This is a genomic window from Bordetella ansorpii, assembly GCF_900078705.1.
Lineage (GTDB): Bacteria > Pseudomonadota > Gammaproteobacteria > Burkholderiales > Burkholderiaceae_B > Bordetella > Bordetella ansorpii_A.
The window spans coordinates 54,504-78,757 of the sequence record NZ_FKIF01000002.1 but is presented as its reverse complement, the minus strand read 5'-3'; the positions used below and the strand labels follow the sequence as shown (position 1 = coordinate 78,757).

Below are 24,254 nucleotides of genomic sequence, written 5' to 3'. Positions count from 1 at the left end.
ATTCCGATTATTGGAATTATTGTTTTAGTTAAGTAAGAAATATTCCGTTTATAGCGAGACGAAGATCATGAGCAAGCAAAAGGACGACGCCGACGCCGGTGGCCAGGGGGTGCTGCAGCGGGCCTTCGCCGTGTTGCGGGTGCTGGCCGAGGCCCAGGGCGAGAAACTGCGGATGACCGACATCGCCGCCCGCGCCGGCCTGGCCTCGGCCACCACCCATCGCGTGCTGCAGGGGCTGGTGCAGGAGGGCATGGTCGAACAGCCCGCGCAAGGCAAGGCGTATCAACTGAGCGTGGCCTTCTTCACCATGGCCGCCAGCGCGGGCAACCGCCATTCCACGCTGCGCGACCTGTGCCGGCCCGCGCTGCTGCGCCTGTCGGGCATGTTGAACGACACGGTGTTCCTGCTGGTGCGGCACGGCTTCGATGCCGTGTGCCTGGATCGCATCGACGGGCCGTTCCCGGTGCGCTCGCACACGGGGGACATCGGCGGCAAGGCGCCGCTGGGGCTGGGGCAGGCGGGCCTGATCCTGCTGGCGCGCCTGCCCGAGGCCGAGCGCGAAGAGATCATCCGCTTCAACATCCCGCGCCTGCGCCACCTGGGCTTCATGGACGAGATCTCGATGCGGGTGCTGTTGAAGGAGTGCCTGGAGAACGATTACGCCTTGTCCAGCGGGCAGTCGCTGTATCCCGGCACGATGGGCCTGGCCGTGCCGATCCTGGACGGCAACGGCGTGGTGGTGGCGGCGCTGAGCATCGCCGCGCCGTCCGAGCGCATGACGCCCGAACGGCTGCCGATGATCATCGAGATGCTGCGCAAGGAGGCGCGGCAGATCGGCGCACGCATCAACCCCTTCGATCCGGCGTTGCGCCGGCCGAATCACTTTCTCGGGCAGGGCGGGCGGGTGGAAACCTAGGCGGCGGCCGCCGCGTCGGGCGTGGCGAAATGTGCCGCGATCGCGGCCTGGGCGCTGGCGCGTGCCTGCATGACGGCCGGTTCGCCATACGCCGTCCCTTCCACCGAGAAGAACGTCATGTCCGTCAGGCCGATGGTGCGCAGCGCGACCTTCAGGTACGGCGTCAGGAAGTCCGGCTGGCGCGCGTTCTCGCCCGAATACAGGCCCCCGGACGAGGTCGCCACGTAGATCGGCCGGTCGTGCAGCGTGCCGACCTTGCCTTGCGGCGTGGGCTGGAAGGTGCGGCGCACGCGCACCACGTGATCGATCCACGCCTTCAGTGCCGAGGGCACCGTGTAGTTGTGCATGGGCGTGCCGATGACCACGCAGTCGGCGGCTTCCAGGTCGCGGATCAGCGCATCCGAGGTGCGCAATGTGCCGGGCTGGATGGCGTCTGCGGGCGGCTGGGGCGTGCCCAGTTCCACCGCATACACGGCATCCACGTGGGCCAGCGCGGCATGGTCGTGGCTTTGCACGGCGGCGGCGGGATGCCGGTCCAGCAGCGCGTCGAGCACGATGCGCGACAGGCGCGTGCTTTCGGAGTCCGCGCCGCGCGGGCTGAAGGTCATGTGCAGGATGTTCACGCGGTGGGTTCCTCAAGGGGTTTGGCAAAGCGCATGGCGCCGGTCAGCATGCCCTGGCGGAAGTAAAAGCGCTGGGCCAGCGCGTTGGACAGGGCGGTGTCCAGCACCAGCCGTACGCAGCCATGGGCACGCGCGATGACCTCCATCTCGTCCAGCAGGCGGGCGCCCCAGCGGTGGCCGCGGCTGTGTGCGGCGGCGATCAGGTCGTCCACGTACAGGAAGCGTCCGTAGATCAGGTTTTCCTGCACGCGATAGCCTGACAGGGCCACGGGGCGGCCGCCGTGCCAGGCGGCCATCAGGCGATAGCCCTCGGCGCGCTGGCGCTCGATGCGGGCCAGGAAGTCGGCTTCGTCGCGCAGATGGGGCCGCAGTTCCTGCATGACGGGAAAGCAGGCCCGCAGTTCGTCGGGCGTGTCTGCATGACGCAGTACGGTAGAGTCCATGTCGATGCTCAGGGGGTGGAGGGAAGCCGGCATCGGCGTCGGCGCCGGCTGTGATGGACGTCATGCTAAGCGCGGGATGCCATAATAATAAGAGCCAAGAATTGATTGGATGACTAGGCCATGATTTCGCTGCCTTTTGGCGGATTGCCGCCGCTGGACCCCGGCGGCGCCGAGCCCCTGTACCGGCAGATCTATGCGCGGTTCCGCCACGCGATCGCTTCGGGCCTGCTGGAGTCCGGGCAACGCCTGCCCTCGGCCCGCGCCCTGGCGGCCGAGCTGGGGTTGGCACGGGGCACGATCGAAACGGCGTATGGCCTGTTGTCCGCCGAGGGCTACATCCTGGCGCGCGGGCAGGCGGGCACGGTGGTGGCGCCCGACTTGAGGGCGCGGGCGCCGGTGGCGGCCGAGCCGTCCGCCTCGGCACCCGTGCCAGCGGCACAGGGCTTGCCCTTGGCGCTGGAGTCGGCGCCCGGCGTCATCCCGCCGTTTCAGATGGGCGTGCCGGCCCTGGACGCCTTTCCGCGCAAGATATGGGCGCGGCTGGGCGCGCGCGCCGTGCGCGCCATGCAGGCGGGCGACATGGTCTATCCGCCCCTGGCCGGCCTGCCGGCGCTGCGCACGGCCATCGCAGCCTATCTTCAAGTCGCGCGCGGCATTGCCTGCGCGCCGCATCAGGTGTTCGTCACCGGCGGCTATCGCCACACGCTGGACCTGATCGCGCGCACGCTGTTCCAGGCAGGCGACCGCGTCTGGGTCGAAGACCCCTGCTTTCCGCCGACGCTCGACGTGCTGCGGCAGGGCGGGTTGCGGGCGCATGCCGTGCCCGTGGATGCCGACGGCATGAATGTGGCGCGCGGCATCGAGACTGCCCCGCGGGCGCGCGGCGTGGTGGTGACACCGGCGCATCAGAGTCCCCTGTCCGTCTCCTTGTCGTTGCCGCGCCGGCAGGCGCTGCTGGATTGGGCGGCGCGCGAATCCGCCTGGGTCGTCGAGGACGACTACGACGGCGAATACCGCTACGTCAGCCGGCCTCTGCCCGCGCTGAAAAGCCTGGATCGCGATGGCCGCGTGCTGTATGCCGGCACCTTCAGCAAGGTGCTGTTTCCCGCGCTGCGGCTGGCGTACCTGGTGGTGCCGCAGGCCGAGGCGGCGCGCTTCGAGCAGGTCAGCCGCGCGGTCACGGGCGGCAGTCCCGCATTGACCCAGGAAACCGTGGCCGCCTTCATCGAGCAAGGGCATTTCGCGCGCCACATCCAGCGCATGCGCAAGCTGTACGGCGAGCGCCGCCAGATCGCGGCGCAAGCGCTCGAGCAGGTGTTGCAGCCCCGGGCGCGCATCGAGTCCCAGCCCGGCGGCATGCATCTGATCCTGCGCCTGGGCAAGGGCATCGCAGACCGCGAACTGGCCGTGCGCCTGCGGGAACAGGGAATGTATGCGAATGCACTGTCGGATTGGGCCATCGAGTCGCCGGTCGAACCCGGCCTGCTGCTGGGCTTCACCAACATCGCCACGCGGGAGGAGGCACAGCGGCTGGGGCGGCGGATCGCGGCGCTGATGTAGCGCCCCGGTGAGAAGGCAGGGTGGGTCTGCTCGCATCCGGAGGATGCGCCTTGGCTGCTGACGGGAGCGTCCACAGGGTGGCGTCATGGCCCAGTCATCAAGTCATTTCTTGGCTCTGGCCGCTTGGCATGTCGTGGCGCACCATGCGTCCTGTCGCTTATGCATCCATCCCCGCACAGGAGCCCCGCCATGACCCAACGTATCGATGCCGCCAAGGCTGCCCCCAAGGGCTACCAATCCTTTCTTCCGGCGCTTACCTACTTCCAGGACTGCAGCCTGCCCATCGAGCTGATCGACCTGGCCTACTTGCGCGTGTCGCAGATCAACGGCTGCGCCTACTGCATCGACAAGCACTCGGCCGACCTGATGAAGCGCGGCATGCCGGTGTCCAAGCTGCTGCTGGTGCCCGTGTGGCACGAGGCCCAGGCGCTGTTCAGCGAGCAGGAGCGCGCCGCGCTGGCCTGGTCCGAATCGCTGACGCGCCTGGAGCAGACCGGCGCGCCCGACGAGGCCTACGAGCAGGCCGCCGCCGCGTTCAACGAACGCGAGCTGGCCGACCTGTCATACGCCATCGCGCTGATGAATGCGATGAACCGCATCGGCGTGGGCTTTCGCATGACGCCGGCCGCCGTCAAGCAGGCGGCTTGAGGTTTCAGAAGCCTTCCAGCACGATCTTGCCGCGCGCCTTGCCGCTTTCCAGCATGGCATGCGCGCGGCGCACGTTCTCGGCGTTGATCGTGCCGTAGTGCTCGCCCATCGTGGTCTTGACCACGCTGCTGTCGACCAGCGCGGCCACGCGTTCCAGGATGTCGTGCTGGCGCTGCATGTCCTCGGTCTCGAAGATCGAGCGCGTGAACATCAGTTCCCAGTGCAGCGAGGCCGACTTGCGCTTGAGCGGCAGGGCGTCCAGCGTGGCCGGGTCGTCGATCAGCGCGAAGTGGCCCTGCGGCGCCAGCGCCTCGACCAGTTGCAGATAATGCGCATCGGTGTGGGTCAGGCTGGCGATGTAGTGGGCCGGACCCACGCCGAGTTGCTGCAGCTGTCCGGCCACGGGCTTGGCGTGGTCGATCACGTGGTGCGCGCCCAGTTCCCGCACCCACTGGCGCGTTTCGGCGCGCGAGGCGGTGCCGATCACCGTCAGCTTGGTCAGCTGGCGGGCCAGTTGCACCAGGATCGAGCCCACGCCGCCTGCCGCGCCGACGATCAGCAGGTTCTTGCCCGCGCCGCCGTCCTCGGTCAGGCCCAGGCGGTCGAACAGCAGTTCCCAGGCAGTCAGGGAGGTCAGCGGCAACGCGGCGGCCTGCGCGTCGGACAGGCTGGCCGGCTTGTGGCCGGCGATGCGCTCGTCCACCAGGCTGTATTCGGCGTGGTTGCCCGGACGCAGCAGCGAGCCGGCGTAGTAGACCGTATCGCCTTTCTTGAACAGCGTGACGTCGCTGCCCACCTGCTCGACCGTGCCGACGGCATCCCAGCCCAGCACCCGGGCGCCGTCGGTGGCGAAGAAAGCGCGGACCTTGGTGTCGACCGGATTGACGGCCACGGCGCGCACGGCGACCAGCAGGTCGCGCGGGCCGGGGGTGGGCTTGGGCAGGTCGACCAGGTCCAGCGAACGGGGGTCTTCGAGGGTCAGGCCGTGCTGGGTGTAGGCGATGGCTTTCATGGCGGGTGTCCTGTGAGGTTGTGCGGTGAGCATGGGCGCCATCTTGCGCCGCTGTCAGCTATCCGGAAAGCGGTAAGATCGGCCAAGACTTTCACTGCAGGAGTGAAAATGATCCGCCTGGATGACCTAGCGCTGTTCCTGCGCTCGGCGGCGCTGGGCAGTTTTTCCCATGCCGCGCGCGAGGCGGATCTGCTGCCCGGGCAGGTCAGCGCCGCCGTCAAGCGGTTGGAGCGCGAGCTGGACGTCCGCCTGTTCGCCCGATCCACCCGCAGCCTGCGGCTGACCGCCGAGGGGGAACGTTATCTGCCCTATGCCCAGGAAACCCTGGCCACGCTGGAGGAGGGCCGCGACCGGCTGCATGGCGACGGCGCCCGGCTGGGCGGCGTGCTGCAGGTGGCCGCGCCCTCCGACCTGGGCCGCAACGTGCTGCTGCCGTGGCTGACGACGTTCCGCCAGACGCATCCCGCGCTGACCTTGCGCCTGCACGTGTCCGATTCGATCGCCGACGTGTTCCGGGATCCCGTCGACGTGGCCATCCGTTACGGACGCATGGAAGATGCCAGCTACATCGCGCTGCCCCTGGCGCCGGACAACCGGCGAGTGCTGGTGGCTTCGCCGGCCTATTTGCAGCGGCATGGACGCCCCCGGACGCTGGACGACCTGGCCGGCCATGACTGCCTGCCGTTCCAGATCGGCGGGCGGGTCTACGACAAATGGGTTTTTCCACAGCCTGCCGGCCCGCACCGGCTGGTGGCGGTGGGTGGGCATCTGTATGCGGACGATGGCGAGGTGGTGCGGCGCTGGGCGCTGGCGGGCGAAGGCATCGCTTATAAATCCTGGCTGGACGTGGGCGGCGACGTGCGCGCGGGACGTCTGGAGGTCTTGCTGCCGCACGTGCGCGGCGAGGCCACGCCGCTGGTGCTCGTATGCCCCCACCGCAAGCAGTACTCGCCGGCGGTGCAGCAGTTGCAGCGCCTGCTGCATGCGCGCTGTTCGGCGTTGACCGCGCAATTGCCGGAACCCGCGGCCTGATGGCGGGGGCTCACCGGGCGGCGCGGCGGATGCGCCGATCCGTCAGGCATCCGTCGCCCTGGCGTCGTATCGTTGGACAGCACGAACCGCGGCCGCGCGCCGCCCAGGAGAACCCCGATCATGTGCCGTTGGCTGGCTTACACCGGAAGTCCCTTGCAACTGGAAAGCGTCATCTTCAAGGCCCAGCATTCGCTGATCGAACAGAGCCTGCACGCGCGCATGGCCGCCACGACCACCAACGGCGACGGTTTCGGGCTGGGGTGGTACGGCTCGCGCGACCCGGTGCCGTTCCGCTACCGCAGCGTCCATCCCGCCTGGAACGACCGCAACCTGCACGAGGCGGCGCGCGCCATCTGGGCGCCGATGTTCGTGGCGCACGTGCGGGCCGCCACCGGCACGCCCGTGCAGGAGACCAACTGCCATCCCTTCCGCTTCGGTAAGTGGCTGTTCGTGCACAACGGCGTCATCCGCGATTTCGCGCGGCTGCGGCGCGAGCTGATCCTGAAGATCGCGCCGCAGTACTTCGGGTCGATGGAAGGCTCGACCGATTCGGAGGTGATGTTCCTGCTGGCGCTGACCTACGGCCTGGAAACGGACCCGCTGGGCGCGCTCGAGCGCATGGCCGCCGTGGTGGAACAGGCCGGCGGCAGCCAGGGCGTGGAGCATCCGCTGACGATGACGGTGTGCGTGACGGACGGCCAGGCCCTGACCGCCGTGCGCTACTCCAGCGAGCGCGATTCCCGCACGCTGTTCCATAATGCCTCGGTGCGCCATCTGCGCGAAATGTACCCGGACGATCCGCGTATCGCGGGCCTGGACGACAGCGCCTATCTGCTGCTGTCCGAGCCGCTGAGCGACCGGGTGGATGCATGGCAGGAAGTGCCCGAGTCCACGGCCGTCGTCGTGTCGGACGGCGACCTGCGCACGGTGCCGTTCGTGCCGGCCTTGCCGCAGGGCTGATCGGCTTTTCAACGGTGATCCCTCCTTGTCCCGCCCCGTGGACGTTGTCCCATCCTCTATCGAGCCGTCATGACGAATCTGCCTTCCGCGACACTGAGCGTCGATCCCGCCTGGATCGATTCCTATGGCCACATGAATTCCGCGCAATACGTCGGTGTTTTCGACCGGGTCGGCTACGAGCTGATGCAGCAGTTCGGCGTCGGCTCGGATTACACCCAGGCCACGCGGTGCGGCGTCTACACGATGAACCTCCAGGTGGCCTACCTGCGCGAGGTGCTCGAGGGCGATCCGCTGATGTTGCGCGTGCGGATACTGGAGTCGGACGACAAGCGGCTGCTGACGCTGATGGAGCTGTGGCAGACGCGTGAAAACCATCTCGCCGCCACCATGGAGCAATTGTCGCTGCATGTCAGCCTGGAGACCCGGCGGGCGCTGCCCTTCGCGCCGGAACTGGCGGCGCGGCTGGCGCGAATTGCCGCCGATCACGCCGCCCATCCCCTGCCGCCCGGATACCGCCGCATCCTGCCGCTGAAACGGCCCGCGTAGGAGGGCCTGCGCGGGCGCTGGGCAAGGAATCACGGTGGGCGAGGCGTCAGCGCATGCCGCCGCCCGCCGGCGCGCCGCGCTGCTGTTGCTGCACCATCCCCATCACCTTCCGCTGCAGGTCGGGATCCTGCTGGATCGCCTGGCTGATGCCGTTGAATTCGTCCACCGTCATGCCGTCCGCGTTCACGGTGCGCACCATCTTCTGGTCCGCTTCCTTCAGCAACTGCTGGCGGGAACCATCATCCGTGGCCGCCTGGACCTTTGGGCGGTATTCGTCGGCCACCATGGCCACTTTCTGGGAGGCGCTGGCGAACTTCTGCAACTGCGCCTCCGAGGGTTGAACCGCTGCGGGTTGCTGCGGTTGCTGGCTGGGCGCCGCGCTGCTTTGCGCCATCGCGGGGGCGACAGTCAGGCCAGCGGCCAGGATGGCTGCCGACAGGAGTGCTTGCGTGGTTCGTTGCATGAGAGCTCCTTTCGTTGCGTTGCTCGAACGTCCATGGTCGCAAGCGAGACGGCCGGGTTCAAGTTTCCCGATGTTTGCGCATGTGTCGGCACGGCCCTTGCGGCGAGCGCGGCCTCGCTCACCTGCGCGGGGCCCCGGCGCGGCATGGCCGTACTTGCATTTCGGAACATTACCGCGCGGAGCGTGCCGCCTCGAAGGATCGTTTCGTTCGTCATGCGCGCAAGCATGCCGCGAGCGGTCAATCCCCGGGGCGATGGCGCCCGCCTCGAGGGCGCACCGAGGGGGACCCGCGTGGCCGGGGCTACGCGAGCGGCGTGTTCGATGCGAAGATCCGTTGCGCGGCCCACCGCGTGCCGCTGCGCACGCGCGCCACGCCATGCCTCAGCGTGGCGCGATAGGGACCATGCGCACCCTGCACGGCACGTGCGCCTACCCGCATCAGCACCGCATCTCCCTGCTGCAGGGCATGCGCCATCGGGCGGGATTGCAGCCGCGGGCGTTGTTCGGTCATCACGCATTCACCGCCGCGCAATGACCGCGCTTCCGACAGCAGCACGGTCAGCACCAGCGCGTCGCCGTCATCCGGCGCTTCTTCGCAGGCCAGCGGTTCGAACTGCTCCGCTTCGAGGCAGGTGATGCGGTAGCGCGCGTCCGCGCCATTGCGCAAGCGGTCGCACTGCGAGGCATCGAACAGGCGCGGCAGCACGGCATGGCCATCCGCATCCAGCCTGGCGCGCAGCATGGCCAGGTCCCGCCCGCGCAGCAGTTCGGCCAGCGTCATGCCGATTCCTCGCGTTCCAGCAGTTCGCGCTTGCGCTCCACGCCCCAGCGATAGCCGGACAGGCCGCCATCGCTGCGCACCACGCGGTGGCAGGGAATCGCCACGGCGATGCGGTTGCCCGCGCAGGCCCGCGCCACGGCGCGCACCGCCGTGGGCTGGCCGATGCGTTGGGCGATCTCTGCATAGGTGGCCGTGCGGCCCGGCGGGATCTCGCGCAGTGCCTGCCACACGCGTTCCTGGAAGGCCGTGCCGCGCACGTCCAGCGGCAGGTTCAAGCCCAGTGCCGGGGCTTCGACCAGGCCGACGACCTGCGCCACCACCTGTTCGAAATCCGCATCGCCGCCGATCAGGCTGGCCTTGGGAAATTGGTCCTGCAGTTCGCGGACCAGCGCATCGGGGTCATCGCCCAGCAGGATCGCGCAGACGCCGCGCGCGCTCTGCGCCACGACGATCGCGCCCAGGCTGGACTGCGCCACGGCGAAGCGGATCTCGCTGTTGTTGCCGCCGTCCCGGTAATCGCTGGGCCTCATGCCCAGCAGGCGGTCGGCGCGTTCGTAGAAGCGGCTGTTCGAGTTGAAGCCGGCCTCGTAGATGGCGTCGGTGATGCGGGTCTCGGGCGAGCCCAGTTGCTGGCGCAATTTCCGCCCGACGTGCGCGGCGGCGTAGGCCTTCGGCGTCAGTCCCGTCTCGGCCTTGAACACGCGGTGGAAGTGATAGGGGCTCATGCCCGCGCGCGCGGCCAGCTCCCGCAGCGTGGGCGTGCGCTCGGCCTGTTCGATGTAACGGCAACTGCCAGCCACCAGCGAGGCGTGCCGGGCGGCGGCCTCGGTGCGGTCCGGCGCCGCCCGGCGGCTGGGGCGATAGCCCGCGGCTTCGGCGGCTTCGGCCGAATCGAAGAACACCACGTTTTCCGGCCGGGGCAGGCGCGCCGCGCTGCTGGGCCGGGCGTAGACGCCGGTGGTCTTCACGGCATAGACGAAACAGGGATCCGCCGCCGGGTCCCGTGCGCGCACCGCGGCCCAGCGCGGGTCGCGTTCGACAATCTGGGCGGCGTCAGGGCGGTGTGGCATGGAAATACTGTAGTCCGGCGGACAGGCCGTGGCGCTCCGAAGCTTGCGGTTGAATTCGGCGCCGTCAGCCGGCGCGGCGAAACGTCAGGTTGATGCGCAGCCGGCCCAAGACGGGATGCTCCGCTTCCTTCACCGGCTGCACGCCGTGAAAGCGCAGGCGATCCACGCCGCCCCATACCACCACGTCGCCGTGGAACAGCGGCACCTTCTGCGTGGCGTCTTCGCGCTGGAACCCGCCGAACAGGAACACGGCCGGAATGCCCAGCGAGACCGACACGATGGGATGCCCAAGGTCGTGTTCGTCACGATCCTGGTGCAGCGACAGCCGCGTGCCGGGTTCATAGCGGTTGACCAGGCAGGCGTCGGGCGTGAAGTCCGGATGGCCGGCCTCGGCCGCGGCGGATCGCGCCAGTTCCAGGAAGACGGCCGGCATGGGCGGCCAGGGCTGGCCGGTGGCCGGATCGCGCGCGGTGTAGCGGTAGCCGTCGCGGCTGGAGGTCCAGCCCAGCGTGCCGCAATTGCTCATCGCGATCGACATGGTGCGTCCGCCGGGGGTGACCAGCTGCTTTGCCGGAGCCGCCCGCTGGATGTCCTGCAAGGCGGGCAGCAGGCGCGGCACGTCGTCCAGCGCATGGCCGCGCAGCACGCAGGCCTGCGGGCCCAGGGCCTCGCGATGGCCGGGTTGCGGAGAGTCGAACAAGTCGTCGAACAGCATGGTCAGCGCGCGTCGTGAAAGATGATGCCCAGCGTATGGCGGTTGCCCGAATGCAGCCGGCTGACGCCATGGCGCATCAGGGCGCGGCGGCTGCCGCGCGCGCCCGGCACGGGGCGGTGACGCACGGCGAACGCCACGCCGTCGCCCTGGTTCAGCGGCACGACCTCGGCGCGGGCAGGTTGGCCGGCAATCTGCTCGGTCAACATGAATTCGCCGCCGTCGAAGTCTCGGCCAGGCTGGGACAGCAGGATGGCGACCTGCAGTGGAAACACCCAGTCGCCATACAGATCCTGATGCAGGCAATTGTAGTCGCCGGGTCCGTAACGCAGGATCAGCGGGGTGGGGCTTTGCTGGCCCGCGTCGTGGCAACCCCGCAGGTACTCGGCGTGGGTGTCGGGGTAGCGGGTGTCCAGCCGAAGCTGCGCGTTCCACCGGTTGGCGATGGGCGCCAGCAGCGGATACAGGGCCCGGCGCAATGCCGCCACCGGCTCGGGCAGCGGGTAGGCGTAATAGCGGTATTCGCCGCTGCCGAAGCCGTGGCGCTTCATCACTATGCGCGAGCGGTATAGGGCGTCTTCGTCGTAGCGCGCGGCCAGGACCTGGCAGGTGGCGGCATCGAGCAGGCCCGGAATCAGCGCGTGGCCGTGCCGGTCCAGCGTGTCGGGCAGATTGGCGGGGATGGCGGAAATGTCCATGCGGACCAGTCTAGCGCCAGGCAAGAAAGGCACACTCCGGGACTTGCGGTCGAAGTCTTCACCCTTGGTTCAAAGAGGTATATGATGAATGTATATAGCAACTGCGGAGGTGCGTATGAATACGGGTTCCATCTTCACCAACAATCGCACCCAGGCGGTTCGCCTGCCGGCCGAGACCCGGTTTCCAGATCATGTGAAGCGCGTAGAGGTGCGTGTCGTCGGCCACGAGCGCGTATTGACGCCGCTCGACTCGGCCTGGGACAGCTTCTTCCTCGGTGGCGCCAGCGTGACCGACGACTTCATGCAGACGCGGGCGTCTCAGGAGCAGCCCGCTCGCGAGCCTTTTTAAATCTGAAGGTCCCGGGTGCCGGACCACGCGGGGTCGGCTTGCCAGCGGATGCCACGGAGATCCAGGGCGGCCCGGTGGTCCCTGGGGACTATCCGATGTTGAAGTACCTGCTCGATACCAATATCGTGATCTACGTGATCAAACGGCGTCCGGCGGCCGCGCTGGCAGCGTTCAACCAGCACCACGGTCGGATGGCTATCTCCACGGTCACGCTGGCCGAACTGATGCATGGCGCGGAAAAGAGCGCTGCGCCGGCACGCAATCTGCAAAGCGTCGAAGACTTCTGCAGCCGGCTCGCGGTGCTGCCTTACGACGGCCGCGCGGCGGCGCACTATGGAAGCATCCGCGCCGCGCTGGAGTGCGCGGGCCAGCCTATCGGCGTCAACGACATGCATATCGCCGGCCACGCCCGCAGCGCGGGCCTGGCGCTGGTGACGAACAACGAGCGCGAGTTCCAACGCGTGCCGGGCCTGCTGGTGGAAAACTGGGCGTTCTGAACGCTGCGGCTCAATCGTCCCGCGGCAACACCAGCAACTTCCCCGCCAGCGTCGGATGCGGCAACACATCCGCATCGATGTCGTACACCCGGCGCAGCAGTTCGGGCGTTAGCACTTCGGCGGGTTCGCCTGCCGCAGCCGCCTTGCCATCGGCCAGCATCACCAGGCGGTCGCACCAGCGTGCCGCCAGGTTGATGTCGTGCACGATCACCAGCACACCCAGGCCGTCCTCGTGCGCCAGCCGCCAGGCGGTGCGCAGCAGCTCGATCTGGTGCTTGGGATCCAGGCTGGAGATCGGCTCGTCCAGCAGCAGATAGGGCGGCACGCCCTCCAGCGCGGCGGCGCGGCATTGCGCCAGCACCCGCGCGAACTGCACGCGCTGCTGTTCGCCGCCCGACAGCTCGGGATAGCGCCGCGTGGCCAGGTGCGCCACGCCGGCCTGCGCCAGCGCCGCGCCGATCAGGTCGTCAACGACGTCCGGCGACAGTTCGGGAAACGGATAGGCGCCCATGGACACCACGTCGCGCACGCCCAGGTCGAAGGCCAGCGAAGGCTTCTGCGGCAGCACCGCGCGGCGGCGCGCCTGCTTGCGCGCGGGCACGGCCAGCACGTCGGCGCCGTCCAGCAGCACGCGGCCGCCGGTTGGCCGCAGCTCGCCGGCCAGCGTGGCCAGCAGCGTGGACTTGCCCGCGCCGTTGGCGCCCAGCAGGCCCAGCACGCAGCCCGGCCGGATGCTCAATGACACGCCTGTCAGCACATTGGCGCCGCCGCGTGCCACGGCGACGTTGTCGGCTTGCAGCGTCATCAGAATCTGCGTCCTCGCGCCAGCAGCCACAGGAAGAACGGCCCGCCCACCAGGCTGGTGACCAGGCCGATGGGCAGCTCGGCGGGAATGACCGCCACGCGCGCCAGCCAATCCGCCAGCACCAGCGACAGCGCGCCGGCCAGCAGCGACGCCGGCAGCAGGCGGCGATGGTCGGCCCCCAGCGTCATGCGCACCAGATGCGGCACGACCAGGCCCACGAAACCGATGCCGCCGGTGGCGGCCACCAGCGGGCCGACGATCAGGGCCGTCGCCACGATCAGCCTGCGGCGCACGGCGGTCAGCGCGTAGCCCAGGTGGCCCGCCTCGCGTTCGCCCAGCAGCAGCGCGTTCATCACGCGCCATTGCGTCAGCAGCCACAGCGAGCACAGCAGCGTCCACGGGCCCAGGAAGGCCAGCAGCCGCCAGTTGGCGCCCGCCAGGCTGCCCATGCTCCAGAAGGTCAGGTCGCGCAGCTGGCTGTCCGAGGCCAGGTAGGTCAGTAGCCCGATCAGGCTGCCGGCCACGGTGTTGATGGCCACGCCCGCCAGCAGCAGGCCGGCCACGCCGGGCGCGCGCCGTCCCACCAGATAGGCGCAGGCCGTGGCGATGAGGCTGCCCGCGAAGGCGGCGGGCGCGATGATGGCGTAGCCGCCCCGGGTCAGCACGATGGCGGCCACCGCGCCCAGGGCGCCGCCGGCCGAGATGCCGACCAGGCCCGGCTCGGCCAGGGGGTTGCGGAACAGGGCCTGCAGGGCGGCGCCGCACAGGGCCAGGCCGGCGCCGGCCACCATGGCGAACAGCACGCGAGGCAGGCGGATGTCGATCAGGACGTTGCGCCACAAGGCGTCGTCGGGCTGCGAGGCGCCCGACCACAGCAGCCGCAAGGCATCGGCGGGCGGGATGCGCACCGCGCCGCTGGCCGCGGCCAGCAGGGCTGCGCCGAGCAGCGCGGCGGCCAGTCCCAGCAGGGCCGCGTCGGCTCGCCCGCTACGCGGGCTTGCGGCGTGCGTCTTGGCCTGCGACACAATCGGTCTCTTTCAGTTGGCGGACGGCTTCGGGCAGGCGCGGGCCGGTGCCCAGCGCCAGCAGGTCGTCCATGACCACGATGCACGAGGCGGCCGGCGTACCGGCCAGGCCGGGCAGGGCGCGCAGCTTCTCCAGGCCGCCGGAGGCCGCCACCGAGGCGCTGGTCACCACCAGCACCTGCGGCGCCAGCGCGCTGAAGGCCTCGGCCGACAGGGGCTTGTAGCCCTGCTGGCCGTGCAGCACGTTGCGCAGGCCGGCCAGTTCCAGCAGCAGGCCGGCGGCGGTGCCGTCCCCCGCGCCTTGCGGCGTGCCGGTGCGGTTCATGATGAGCAGGGCGCGGGCATCCGGGCCGGGCAGCGCCTGCGCGGCCTTCAGGTCCCGGTCGACGGAGGCGGCCAACTGCCTGCCGGCCGCCTCGGCGCCCAGCAGCCTGGCGATCTGCTCGATGCGGGTGTGCAGCGACTGCACCGAGGGCTTGTCGGAGACCACTTCGACGGGCACGCCCACGCGGGACAGGCGCTCGATGGCATCGGGCGGACCGGCCTGCTCCGAGGCCAGGATCAGGTCGGGCTTCAGGGCCAGCACGCCCTCGACCGGCACGGCGCGGTAATAGCCCACGCGCGGCACCTTGGTGGCGGCCTCGGGATACAGGCTGGACAGGTCGTCGCCCACCACCCGCTTGCCCTGGCCCAGCGCGTAGACGATCTCGGTCACGCTGCCGCCCAGGGAGACCACGCGCTCTTGCGCATGAGCCTGCGCGGACCATGCCAGGCAGGCCCCCAGCAGCAGGGTCGTCGCTTTGTACATCATGATGTCGTCCTCGTTCAGGCGGCCAGCGGCTGGCTGCACAGGCCTTTCAGCAGGTCGCGCCAGCCGCCCAGTTCGGGCTGGCCGGGTTTGCGCGCGCCGAAGAACTGCACGATCAGGTCGCCGTTGGCCGCGTACAGTTCCAGCGAAGTGACCCAGCCGTCGCGGGTGGGCTTGGCCACGACCCAGGCGCTGTCGATCGCGGTGGTGTCCAGGTGCAGGTTGAAGCGCGGATCCAGCACGTTGAACCACGGACCGGTGCGGCGCAGGTTGGCCACCGGGCCGGAATGGATCTGGATCATGCCGCGGTTGCCCACGAAGCACATGATGGGCAGTCCGGATGCGGCAGCGCCCTGCAGCATGCGCTCGACGGCATCGGCGTCCACCGGTTGGGCCAGGTCCGTGCCGGCCACGCGCAGCGCGTCCAGCCGGGCGGCCTTGAACCTGCGCAGCAGGGGGAAGAATTCGTGGGTGTCTTCCATGGCCAGCCAGGCTTGGCGGAAGGCCGCGGCGTCGGCGATGGGGGCGGGGGCCTCGGCGGCGGGATAGGCTTCGGGCTCGGGCCAATAGGGCTCGCCAGCCCGCTTGGCCACCAGCGCGTCGTAGGCGGCGGCCTCGGTGCCCTCGGTGCGATAGACCTTGTGCACGGCCTGGCCGGCCATGTCGAAGAATTGCAGGCTGTGGCGGCCGTCCTGCTCCACCGCCCAGGCATGGCGCCATTGGCCGAAGAACACGCGCAGGTCGATGTCGGGTCCCAGCACCAGGCCGACCGCGCCTTCGGCCTGGATGTCTTCGTAGCAGCCGTGGCGTTCGTGCACGCACCAGTCGTTGCGCGTCAGGGCCATCACCTCGCCCAGCGAGCCCAGTTCCTTGAAAATGGCTTGCGGCGTGCCGGCCAGCGGCACGGCGCGCAGGCCGCCGCATTGGGCCGCGACCCATTCGGCCTCGGACACGCCCAGCGCGAGGGCCAGGTTGCGCGCCCGCGCGACCGGCCCGGTGGCGGCCAGCGCCTCGTGTCGGGTGCGCAATTCCGCGGCGCGCGTGGCGTAGGTCGGGTCGGTCATGGCGTGGACTCCTGGAGGCGGGGGCGCTTGATGGGGTCGAGCCGGAGGCAGGGAAGGCCGGCCGGCACAATCGGAACGATATCAGTTCTCAATGCGCAGTGCCGTCCCCATTATTAAGATTGATTAATGCAGCGGCGTCGTGTCCTGCACTTCCTGCTTGATCTCTTCGTGGCGCTTTTCCATTTCCTGGCGCAGGGCGCGGCGCTGCTTGGCCCCCTCGAAGCGCTGGCGTTCTTCCAGCGTGCGCAGCTGCAATGGCGGCACTTCGATGGGCTGGCCCTTGTCGTCCACGGCCACCATCGTGAAATAACAGCTGTTGGTGTGGCGCACCAGCTTCTTGCGGATGTCTTCGGTGACCACCTTGATGCCGATTTCCATCGAGGTGCGGCCGGTGTAGTTGACCGAGGCCAGGAAGGTGACCAGCTCGCCGACGTGGATCGGCTGGCGGAACACCACCTGGTCGACCGACAGGGTGACGACGTAGTGGCCGGCGTACCGGCTGGCGCAGGCGTAGGCCACCTGGTCCAGATACTTGAGAATGGTGCCGCCGTGCACATTGCCCGAAAAGTTCGCCATGTCAGGCGTCATCAGGATGGTCATCGACAATTGGTGGCTGAATGCGTCGTCCATGGCGGGGCGTAGGGGCGTTGAAAACCGTAATGTAAGCGCACCGTGTGTCCGCCGTCGATGCACTGCAGCATGGCTCGGATTGCGGGGCGTCCGGAGACGGACCTATACTGCCCCGAATAACCGGGACTGCCGTCAGGTCTTTCGCGGCGCACAACGCCTCAGGGGGTGGCGGCCGTCCTGTCCAACCACCTGAAGGGAGTGCGTCATGGCTGCCATGAATCGCCGGCAATTCTTCAAGGTGACAGGAGCGACGCTGGCGGGATCCAGCCTGGCGTTGCTGGGGGTTGCCCCCGGCACGGCCATGGCAGAAGTCCGCCAGTACAAGCTGGCGCGCATGACCGAGACGCGCAATACCTGTCCTTACTGTTCGGTAGCCTGTGGGGTCCTGATGTATGGGCTGGGCGACAAGGCGAAAAACGCCGAAGCCAGCATCATCCACATCGAAGGGGACCCCGACCATCCCGTCAACCGTGGGACCCTCTGTCCCAAGGGCGCCGCGCTGATCGACTTCATCCACAGTCCGAATCGGCTCAAGTATCCCGAATACCGGGCGCCCGGCTCCGACAAGTGGCAGCGCATCTCCTGGGATGACGCGATGACGCGCATCGCCAAGCTGATGAAGGACGACCGCGACGCCAACTTCGTCGAAAAGACCGCCGAAGGCATGACGGTCAACCGCTGGATCACCACGGGCATGCTGGCGGCTTCGGCGGCCAGCAACGAAACCGCGTACGTCACGCACAAGGTTGCCCGCAGCTTCGGGATGCTCGCGTTCGACAACCAGGCACGTGTCTGACACGGCCCGACGGTGGCAGGTCTTGCCCCGACGTTTGGCCGTGGAGCGATGACGAACCATTGGGTCGACATCAAGAACGCGGACGTAGTCCTGATCATGGGCGGCAATGCCGCCGAGGCGCACCCTTGCGGTTTCAAGTGGGTGACCGAGGCCAAGGCCCACAACAAGGCGAAGCTGATCGTCGTGGATCCGCGCTTTACGCGCTCGGCATCCGTGGCGGACTACTACGCGCCCATCCGAACCGGCACCGACATCATTTTCCTGGGCGGGGTGATCCACTACCTGCTGGAAAACGACAAGGTTCAGCACGAGTACGTCCGCAACTACACGGACTTCTCGTTCATCGTCCGCGAAGACTTCACCTTCCAGGACGGCCTGTACTCGGGCTACAACCCCGAGCGCCGGGTCTATGACAAGAGCACCTGGGACTACGAGAAGGGCGAGGACGGCTTCGTCCGTACCGACCCCACGCTGCAGCATCCGCGCTGCGTGTACCAGTTGCTGAAGCAGCACTACTCGCGCTACACGCCCGAGATGGTCGAACGCGTCTGCGGCACGCCCAGGGACAAGTTCCAGCACGTCTGTGAAATGCTGGCCTCGACGGCCGGCACCGATCGCGCGGGCACCGTCCTGTACGCACTGGGCTGGACACAGCACTCGGTCGGCTCGCAGATCATCCGTACCGGCGCCATGGTCCAGCTGCTGCTGGGCAACATCGGCATCGCCGGCGGTGGCATGAACGCGCTGCGCGGGCACTCGAACATCCAGGGCCTGACCGACCTGGGGCTGATGTCGAACCTGTTGCCGGGCTACATGACGCTGCCCGGCGAGGCCGAGCAGGAGTACGGCACCTACATCGGCGCGCGCGCGTTGAAGCCGCTGCGCCCCAACCAGTTGAGCTACTGGCAGAACTACAACAAGTTCTTCGTCAGCCTGATGAAGGCCTGGTGGGGCGGCGCGGCCACGGCCGAGAACAACTGGGCCTACGACTACCTGCCCAAGCTGGACAAGCCGTACGACATGCTGCAGGTCTACGAGCTGATGCACCAGCAGAAGATGACGGGCTACATCTGCCAGGGCTTCAACCCTCTGGCGGCGGCGCCCAACAAGGCCAAGCTGCTCAAGGGCTTCTCGTCGCTGAAGTTCCTGGTCGTCATGGACCCGCTGAACACCGAGACCGCCGAGTTCTGGCGCAACGCCGGCGAACACAACGACGTGGATCCGTCCAAGATCCAGACCGAGGTGTTCCGCCTGCCCACGACCTGCTTCGCCGAGGAAGAGGGCGCGCTGGTCAACTCGGGCCGTTGGCTGCAATGGCACTGGAAGGGCGCCGAGCCTCCGGGGGAGGCCCGCAGCGACATCGAGATCATGTCCGATCTCTTTACGCGCGTGCGCGAGATGTACCGCAAGGAAGGCGGCAAGTTCCCGGATCCCATCGTGAATCTGTCGTGGCCCTACGCCAACCCCGAAAGCCCCACCCCCACGGAACTGGCGATGGAGTACAGCGGCCGCGCGTTGACCGACCTGGTCGATCCGAAAGATCCGACCAGGATCACGCGCAAGGCGGGCGAGCAGTTGTCGGGCTTCGCGGAACTGCGCGACGACGGTTCCACGCTCAGCGGCTGCTGGATCTTCTGCGGCGCGTGGACCCAGGCGGGCAACCAGATGGCGCGCCGCGACAATACCGATCCCACGGGCATCGGGCAGACGCTGAACTGGGCGTGGGCATGGCCGGCCAACCGGCGCGTGCTGTACAACCGCGCGTCCTGCGACCTCGAAGGCAAGCCCTTCGATCCGCGCCGCAAGCTGGTGGCCTGGAACGGCAAGAGCTGGGGCGGCGCCGACGTCCCCGACTTCAAGGCGGACGAGAACCCGGCGGGCGGCATGAACCCCTTCATCATGAACCCCGAAGGGGTGGCGCGCTTCTTCGCGCGCGCCGGCATGAACGAAGGCCCGTTCCCCGAGCACTACGAACCCTTCGAGACCCCGGTGGGCTACAACCCGCTGCATCCGAAGGCCAAGGGCGTCACCAGCAATCCGGCGGCGCGCGTGTTCAAGGGCGATCTGGAACAGATGGGCAAGGCGGACCAGTTCCCGTACGTGGCCACCACGTACCGGCTGACCGAGCACTTCCACTACTGGACCAAGAACGTGCTGCTCAACGCCATCGTGCAGCCGCAGCAGTTCGTCGAGATCGGCGAAGGGCTCGCCAAGGAACTGGGCATCGCCAACGGCGCATGGGTGAAGGTCTCGTCCAACCGCGGCTACATCAAGGCGGTGGCGCTGGTCACCAAGCGGATCAAGGTGCTGACGGTCGAGGGCAAGCCCGTGCACCACGTGGGGATTCCCATCCACTGGGGCTTCGTGGGCCTGACCAAGCCGGGCTTCCTGGCCAACACCCTCACCCCGTTCGTGGGCGATGGCAACAGCCAGACGCCGGAGTTCAAGTCCTTCCTCGTGAAGGTCGAGAAGGTATAGGAGCTGAATATGGCCCCCACGCGCATTTCATTCGCTGCCCCCCAAGGGGGCGATGCCTCCCTTGGGGCGGCCCGGCAGGAGGCATGACATGTCAATGCAATCCCTGGACATCAAGCGGGTCTCCGCCACCACCACGCCGCCGCCCGGCATACGCGAGCCGTCCACCGGCGGCGTCGCCAAGCTGATCGACGTCTCCAAGTGCATCGGCTGCAAGGCCTGCCAGACGGCCTGCATGGAGTGGAACGACCTGCGCGACGAAGTCGGCACCAACGTCGGCGTCTACGACAACCCCGCCGACCTCACCGAACATTCGTGGACGGTGATGCGGTTCTCGGAATACGAGAACCCGGCGGGTGACCTGGAGTGGCTGATCCGCAAGGACGGCTGCATGCACTGCGAGGACCCGGGCTGCCTGAAGGCCTGTCCCTCGCCGGGCGCCATCGTGCAGTACAACAACGGCATCGTGGATTTCCACGAAGAGAAGTGCATCGGGTGCGGCTATTGCGTTACCGGCTGCCCGTTCGACGTGCCGCGCATCTCCAAGAAAGACCACAAGGCGTACAAGTGCACCCTGTGTTCCGACCGCGTGGCCGTGGGCCAGGAGCCCGCGTGCGTGAAGACCTGTCCCACCGGCGCCATCGTGTTCGGCACCAAGGAGGACATGAAGCACCATGCGGAGGAACGCATCGAGGACCTGAAGTCGCGCGGCTTCGAGCATGCCGGACTGTACGACCCGAAGGGCGTGGGCGGCACCCACGTGATGTATGTGCTGCATCACGCGGACAAGCCCAGCCTGTATCACGGCTTGCCCGACGAGCCGAAGATCAGCCCGATGGTGTCGCTGTGGAAGGGCATCGCCAAGCCGCTGGGCGTGGCCGCCATGGCCCTGACGGCGCTGGCCGGGTTCTTCCACTACATCCGCGTGGGCCCGAACGAGACCGAAGAGGAAGACGAGCGCAAGGCCGAAGAGGAGATGCGCCATGACTGACCATCATCGCAAGCTGATCCAGCGGTACAACGCCAACGAGCGGACCAACCACTGGATCACCGCCATCACTTTCGTGTTGCTGGCGCTGTCCGGTCTGGCGCTGTTCCATCCGGCGTTCTTCTGGCTGACCAACCTGTTCGGCGGCGGTCCGTGGACGCGCATCCTGCACCCCTTCGTGGGCGTGGTGATGTTCGTCTCGTTCATGCTGTTCGCGATGCGGCTGTGGCGCGCCAACGCGATCCGGCGCCACGACGTGCAATGGCTCAAGCAGATGCCCGACGTGCTGAACAACCGCGAAGACCGGCTGCCCGAAGTGGGCAAGTACAACGCCGGACAGAAGGTGCTGTTCTACGTGCTGATCCTCAGCATGGTCGGGTTGCTGCTGAGCGGCATCGTGATGTGGCGGGCGTACTTCTCGTTCTACTTCCCCATCCCGGTGATCCGCGCGGCTTCGGTGCTGCACGCCGTGTGCGGCCTGGTGATGATCTGCTCGATCATCGTGCACATCTATGCCGCCATCTGGGTCAAGGGCTCGATCGGCGCGATGGTGCGCGGCACGGTCACGCCCGGCTGGGCGTGGAAGCACCATCGCCTGTGGTTCCGCGAAGTGCGCAAGGACATCCGGGGCTACGGCGACACGACGGCGCCGCCCAAGTAAGGCGGACAACTTAAGGCGGACAACTGGGCCATTGCGCCCTGCACGCGGCCGCTTCCCTTGTCGGGGGCGGCCGTTGTTCTTGTGCGGTGCTTCCCAACCACCGAAGGCCGCAGTCACCGGGCTATGATGGGCAGGCGGGCCAGCCTTCCGCCCGCAAGGGGAACCGACGCTTCGTTTCCTCCGTTTGCGGGCCGTCAGTCGATGTCCATCCAGGCTCGATATCGGCCACATTTTTGCCGCCGAGCCCTGTCCTCCACGCGAGCGTACGGGCGCGGCGGCTGTTCTGGAGAGTGTTGTGCAGCGTATTCTTCCCCGTGGCGAGATCGAGGAACTCGATCACAATGCCATCGTGCGTGTCCGCCTGCCCGAGCGCGCGACCGTGTTCGCCGCCCGCGCCTCGCGCCTGCGCCAGTTGGCCACCGACAATCCCGTGGCCGACTACCTGAGCCTGATGGCGGATCTGGTCGAGGCGCAGCAGGCCATGCTGGCCGACAGCAGCTTTCCCGGCGCCGATGCGGCCCGCATCGACCTGGCCCAGACGCATGGCATGCCGCCCCTGCAGGCGGTGGGTTGGCGGCGCGATCCCCAATGGACGGGCGTGCTGCGCCGCCTGACGCAACGCCTGCAGGCGCTGCCGGACGCGCCCACCGAGGCCGTCGAGGTCTGCCGGAGCCTGCGCCGCAAGCTCGAAGAAGCGCCCGCAGCCATCGAAGCCCTGGCGGATGCCTTGCTCGAAGAACGCGAAGAGGGCGTCGACAGCGCCGCCGCGCCCATCGTGATGGCGGCCCTGCAGGTGTACTGGACGGACCTGGCCAGCCGTTTCGATCCTGGCCAGTTGCCGGTGGCCAGCCCCTTCGGCGTGTGCCCGGTGTGCGGCAGCCTGCCCGTGGCCAGCGTGGTGCGCGTGGGCGGCCAGCTCGAAGGCTACCGTTATCTGTGCTGTTCGCTGTGCGCCAGCGAATGGCACATGGTGCGTGTGACGTGCACCCATTGCCAGGACACCGAGACGGTGGCCTATCACGCCATCGAGGGCCGTTCGGAGGCGATCCGCGCCGAGTCCTGCGACCACTGCCACACGTATCGCAAGATCTTCTATCAAGAGAAAGACCTGTACGTCGAGCCCGTGGCCGACGACCTGGCCAGCCTGGCGCTGGACGTCCTGATGGGCGAGGCCGGCTATTCGCGCGCCAGCGGCAATCCGCTGCTGTGGCACGGCTCGGAAGGCGCAGGCGAATCCGACGGCTCGGAGGACTGACACGATGCGGCAGAACCCGTCTCCAGTGGCGCTGGCCGGTCCGGCCGATATCCCGTCATTGGACCGAGTGCTGGGCGCCGCGCCCATGCAGGCGCTGCTGGATGCCTATGGGCGCACGCAGGTGGTGGCCGGCCTGCGCGATCATCTGGCCGCGCTGCGGGCCGATGCCCTGGCCGGCAGGCTGGTGTCCGGCCGCGTCGAGACCGGCGCAATCGTTCACGAGCTGGCCGCCGCGCTGAAAAAGGCCACGGAGCCGCGCCTGCGCGTCGTCTACAACCTGACGGGCACGGTGCTGCACACCAACCTGGGACGCGCCCTGCTGCCCGACGAGGCGGTGGCTTCGGTGGTGCGCGCCCTGACCGCGCCCGCCAACCTCGAATTCGACCTGGACAGCGGCGGCCGGGGCGACCGCGACGACCTGATCGAAGACCTGTTGTGCGAGCTGACGGGTGCCGAGGCCGCCACGGTGGTCAACAACAACGCCGCCGCGGTGCTGCTGATGCTGAACGCGCTGGCCGACCGCCGCGAAGTGGTCGTGTCGCGTGGCGAACTGGTCGAGATCGGCGGAGCCTTCCGCATTCCCGACATCATGAAGCGCGCGGGCGCGAAGCTGGTCGAGGTAGGCACCACCAACCGTACCCACGCCAGGGATTACGAGGAGGCCATCGGCCCGCGCACCGCGATGCTGATGAAGGTGCACTGCAGCAACTACGCCATCACCGGTTTCACCAAGAGCGTGGACGTGGCCGAGGTGGCGCGCATCGCGCATGCCAGGGGCGTGCCGATGACGGTGGATCTGGGCAGCGGCACGCTGCTTGACCTGACGCAATGGGGCCTGCCGCGCGAAGATACCGTGCGCGACACGGTGCAGGCGGGCGCCGATCTGGTCACCTTCAGCGGCGACAAGCTGCTGGGCGGCCCGCAGGCTGGCCTGCTGGTGGGCCGCGCCGACCTGATCCGCAAGATCAAGAAGAATCCGCTGAAGCGCGCGCTGCGCGTCAGCAAGCTGACGCTGGCCGCGCTCGAACCGGTGCTGGCCCTGTACCGCACGCCCGAGTTCCTGCCCGAACGCCTGACCACGCTGCGCCTGCTGACGCGGCCGCAGCGCCTGATCCAGGCCGCCGCCGACCGCCTGCGCGACACCGTGCAGCATGCCGTGGGCGCGGGTTACGCCGTGCAGGCGGCGCCGGTGTTCAGCCAGATCGGCAGCGGCGCGTTGCCCGCCGATCATCTGCCCAGCCACGCGCTGGCCATCCGCCACGCGGGCAGCGGCCGGCCAGGGCGCCACCTGGCGCGCCTGGAAACCCTGCTGCGCGGCTTGCCCAGGCCCGTCATCGGCCGCCTGGCCGACGACGCGCTGTGGCTGGACCTGCGCTGCCTGGAAGAGCGCGACGAGCCCGGTTTCATCGCGCAGTTGGCGCAACCGCTGGCATGATG

The 24,254-nt window shown here is 68.3% G+C and carries 26 protein-coding genes; 13 read left to right on the top strand and 13 right to left on the bottom strand.

The features are described 5' to 3' along the window. The first annotated feature begins 67 nt into the window (after window positions 1-67). On the top strand, window positions 68-916 hold the full coding sequence (locus A6745_RS04000) for an IclR family transcriptional regulator (RefSeq protein WP_066124030.1): 849 nt from the start codon (window positions 68-70) through the stop codon (window positions 914-916). On the opposite strand, the gene A6745_RS03995 is transcribed toward A6745_RS04000, so the two are convergent. After that, window positions 913-1,539 carry an FMN-dependent NADH-azoreductase gene (locus A6745_RS03995; protein WP_066124027.1) on the bottom strand — a complete coding sequence of 209 codons (627 nt, stop codon included), beginning with the start codon at window positions 1,537-1,539 and terminating at the stop codon, window positions 913-915. The two genes, A6745_RS04000 and A6745_RS03995, sit on opposite strands and share 4 nt — an antisense overlap. After that, on the bottom strand, window positions 1,536-1,982 hold the full coding sequence (locus tag A6745_RS03990; protein WP_066124024.1) for a GNAT family N-acetyltransferase: 447 nt from the start codon (window positions 1,980-1,982) through the stop codon (window positions 1,536-1,538). Before A6745_RS03990 ends, A6745_RS03995 begins: the two co-directional genes overlap by 4 nt. A 120-nt stretch (window positions 1,983-2,102) precedes the next feature. Between A6745_RS03990 and pdxR the strand changes: the two genes are divergently transcribed. Further along, window positions 2,103-3,542, top strand: a complete 1,440-nt coding sequence (pdxR, locus tag A6745_RS03985) for a MocR-like pyridoxine biosynthesis transcription factor PdxR (RefSeq protein WP_066124021.1) — start codon at window positions 2,103-2,105, stop codon at window positions 3,540-3,542. 189 nt (window positions 3,543-3,731) lie between these two features. After that, the gene (locus A6745_RS03980; RefSeq protein ID WP_066124017.1) at window positions 3,732-4,190 is read left to right on the top strand and encodes a carboxymuconolactone decarboxylase family protein; all 459 of its coding nucleotides are present in this window, start codon (window positions 3,732-3,734) and stop codon (window positions 4,188-4,190) included. A 4-nt stretch (window positions 4,191-4,194) separates the two neighbouring features. Here the strand turns inward: A6745_RS03980 and A6745_RS03975 are convergent, their stop codons facing one another. Beyond that, window positions 4,195-5,202 carry a zinc-binding alcohol dehydrogenase family protein gene (locus A6745_RS03975; RefSeq protein ID WP_066124014.1) on the bottom strand — a complete coding sequence of 336 codons (1,008 nt, stop codon included), beginning with the start codon at window positions 5,200-5,202 and terminating at the stop codon, window positions 4,195-4,197. Window positions 5,203-5,310: 108 nt separating this feature from the next. On the opposite strand from A6745_RS03975, the gene A6745_RS03970 reads away from it, so the two are divergent. From A6745_RS03970 to A6745_RS03960, 3 genes are all read left to right on the top strand, one after another. After that, window positions 5,311-6,234, top strand: a complete 924-nt coding sequence (locus A6745_RS03970; protein ID WP_066124011.1) for a LysR family transcriptional regulator — start codon at window positions 5,311-5,313, stop codon at window positions 6,232-6,234. 120 nt (window positions 6,235-6,354) lie between these two features. After that, window positions 6,355-7,194: a class II glutamine amidotransferase gene (locus tag A6745_RS03965; RefSeq protein ID WP_066124008.1), complete on the top strand. Its 840-nt coding sequence runs from the start codon at window positions 6,355-6,357 to the stop codon at window positions 7,192-7,194. Between the two features lie 69 nt (window positions 7,195-7,263). Next, window positions 7,264-7,740 carry a thioesterase family protein gene (locus tag A6745_RS03960; protein WP_066124006.1) on the top strand — a complete coding sequence of 159 codons (477 nt, stop codon included), beginning with the start codon at window positions 7,264-7,266 and terminating at the stop codon, window positions 7,738-7,740. A gap of 46 nt (window positions 7,741-7,786) precedes the next feature. On the opposite strand, the gene A6745_RS03955 is transcribed toward A6745_RS03960, so the two are convergent. The 5 genes from A6745_RS03955 to A6745_RS03935 all read right to left on the bottom strand — a co-directional run bounded on the left by A6745_RS03955 (window position 7,787) and on the right by A6745_RS03935 (window position 11,464). Then, entirely contained in the window at window positions 7,787-8,203 is a 417-nt protein-coding gene (locus A6745_RS03955; protein WP_066124003.1) for a DUF4168 domain-containing protein, read from the bottom strand. Between the two features lie 301 nt (window positions 8,204-8,504). Further along, window positions 8,505-8,984, bottom strand: coding sequence for a 2OG-Fe(II) oxygenase (locus A6745_RS29660; protein ID WP_066124001.1), 480 nt, complete (start codon window positions 8,982-8,984; stop codon window positions 8,505-8,507). After that, window positions 8,981-10,054, bottom strand: a complete 1,074-nt coding sequence (gene ada / locus A6745_RS03945) for a bifunctional DNA-binding transcriptional regulator/O6-methylguanine-DNA methyltransferase Ada (protein WP_066123998.1) — start codon at window positions 10,052-10,054, stop codon at window positions 8,981-8,983. The genes A6745_RS29660 and ada overlap by 4 nt, the downstream gene beginning before the upstream one ends. 64 nt (window positions 10,055-10,118) lie before the next feature. Then, the gene (alkB, locus tag A6745_RS03940) at window positions 10,119-10,769 is read right to left on the bottom strand and encodes a DNA oxidative demethylase AlkB (protein ID WP_066123995.1); all 651 of its coding nucleotides are present in this window, start codon (window positions 10,767-10,769) and stop codon (window positions 10,119-10,121) included. Between the two features lie 2 nt (window positions 10,770-10,771). Beyond that, window positions 10,772-11,464, bottom strand: coding sequence for a 2OG-Fe(II) oxygenase (locus tag A6745_RS03935; protein WP_066123992.1), 693 nt, complete (start codon window positions 11,462-11,464; stop codon window positions 10,772-10,774). Between the two features lie 115 nt (window positions 11,465-11,579). On the opposite strand from A6745_RS03935, the gene vapB reads away from it, so the two are divergent. Together vapB and vapC are read left to right on the top strand one after the other, a co-directional pair. Next, on the top strand, window positions 11,580-11,813 hold the full coding sequence (gene vapB, locus A6745_RS03930) for a type II toxin-antitoxin system VapB family antitoxin (RefSeq protein ID WP_066123989.1): 234 nt from the start codon (window positions 11,580-11,582) through the stop codon (window positions 11,811-11,813). 95 nt (window positions 11,814-11,908) lie between these two features. Then, entirely contained in the window at window positions 11,909-12,310 is a 402-nt protein-coding gene (gene vapC, locus A6745_RS03925) for a type II toxin-antitoxin system tRNA(fMet)-specific endonuclease VapC (RefSeq protein ID WP_066123986.1), read from the top strand. Window positions 12,311-12,320: 10 nt separating this feature from the next. Here vapC and A6745_RS03920 read toward each other — a convergent pair whose 3' ends face one another. From A6745_RS03920 to A6745_RS03900, 5 genes are all read right to left on the bottom strand, one after another. Continuing rightward, window positions 12,321-13,115 (bottom strand): heme ABC transporter ATP-binding protein, encoded by a 795-nt coding sequence (locus A6745_RS03920; protein WP_066123983.1) that lies wholly within the window; start codon window positions 13,113-13,115, stop codon window positions 12,321-12,323. Next, the gene (locus A6745_RS03915; RefSeq protein ID WP_066125725.1) at window positions 13,115-14,062 is read right to left on the bottom strand and encodes a FecCD family ABC transporter permease; all 948 of its coding nucleotides are present in this window, start codon (window positions 14,060-14,062) and stop codon (window positions 13,115-13,117) included. Before A6745_RS03915 ends, A6745_RS03920 begins: the two co-directional genes overlap by 1 nt. Window positions 14,063-14,102: 40 nt before the next feature. Then, window positions 14,103-14,948, bottom strand: a complete 846-nt coding sequence (locus A6745_RS03910) for a heme/hemin ABC transporter substrate-binding protein (protein ID WP_066125723.1) — start codon at window positions 14,946-14,948, stop codon at window positions 14,103-14,105. A 17-nt stretch (window positions 14,949-14,965) separates the two neighbouring features. Then, window positions 14,966-16,012, bottom strand: coding sequence for a hemin-degrading factor (locus A6745_RS03905; RefSeq protein ID WP_066123980.1), 1,047 nt, complete (start codon window positions 16,010-16,012; stop codon window positions 14,966-14,968). A gap of 123 nt (window positions 16,013-16,135) precedes the next feature. After that, the gene (locus A6745_RS03900) at window positions 16,136-16,642 is read right to left on the bottom strand and encodes an acyl-CoA thioesterase (protein ID WP_066123979.1); all 507 of its coding nucleotides are present in this window, start codon (window positions 16,640-16,642) and stop codon (window positions 16,136-16,138) included. A 205-nt stretch (window positions 16,643-16,847) separates the two neighbouring features. On the opposite strand from A6745_RS03900, the gene fdnG reads away from it, so the two are divergent. The 5 genes from fdnG (at window position 16,848) to selA (ending at window position 24,252) form a co-directional block, all read left to right on the top strand. Beyond that, window positions 16,848-19,916: a formate dehydrogenase-N subunit alpha gene (fdnG, locus tag A6745_RS03890; RefSeq protein ID WP_156513277.1), complete on the top strand. Its 3,069-nt coding sequence runs from the start codon at window positions 16,848-16,850 to the stop codon at window positions 19,914-19,916. Between the two features lie 88 nt (window positions 19,917-20,004). Next, window positions 20,005-20,904 carry a formate dehydrogenase subunit beta gene (fdxH, locus tag A6745_RS03885; RefSeq protein WP_066123965.1) on the top strand — a complete coding sequence of 300 codons (900 nt, stop codon included), beginning with the start codon at window positions 20,005-20,007 and terminating at the stop codon, window positions 20,902-20,904. After that, window positions 20,897-21,562 (top strand): formate dehydrogenase subunit gamma, encoded by a 666-nt coding sequence (locus tag A6745_RS03880; protein ID WP_066123960.1) that lies wholly within the window; start codon window positions 20,897-20,899, stop codon window positions 21,560-21,562. The genes fdxH and A6745_RS03880 overlap by 8 nt, the downstream gene beginning before the upstream one ends. Before the next feature lie 295 nt (window positions 21,563-21,857). Further along, window positions 21,858-22,817, top strand: coding sequence for a formate dehydrogenase accessory protein FdhE (fdhE, locus tag A6745_RS03875; RefSeq protein WP_066123958.1), 960 nt, complete (start codon window positions 21,858-21,860; stop codon window positions 22,815-22,817). A gap of 4 nt (window positions 22,818-22,821) precedes the next feature. Continuing rightward, a complete protein-coding gene (gene selA, locus A6745_RS03870; protein ID WP_066123956.1) occupies window positions 22,822-24,252 on the top strand; it encodes an L-seryl-tRNA(Sec) selenium transferase in 1,431 nt (476 codons plus the stop codon). Window positions 24,253-24,254 lie beyond the last annotated feature (2 nt).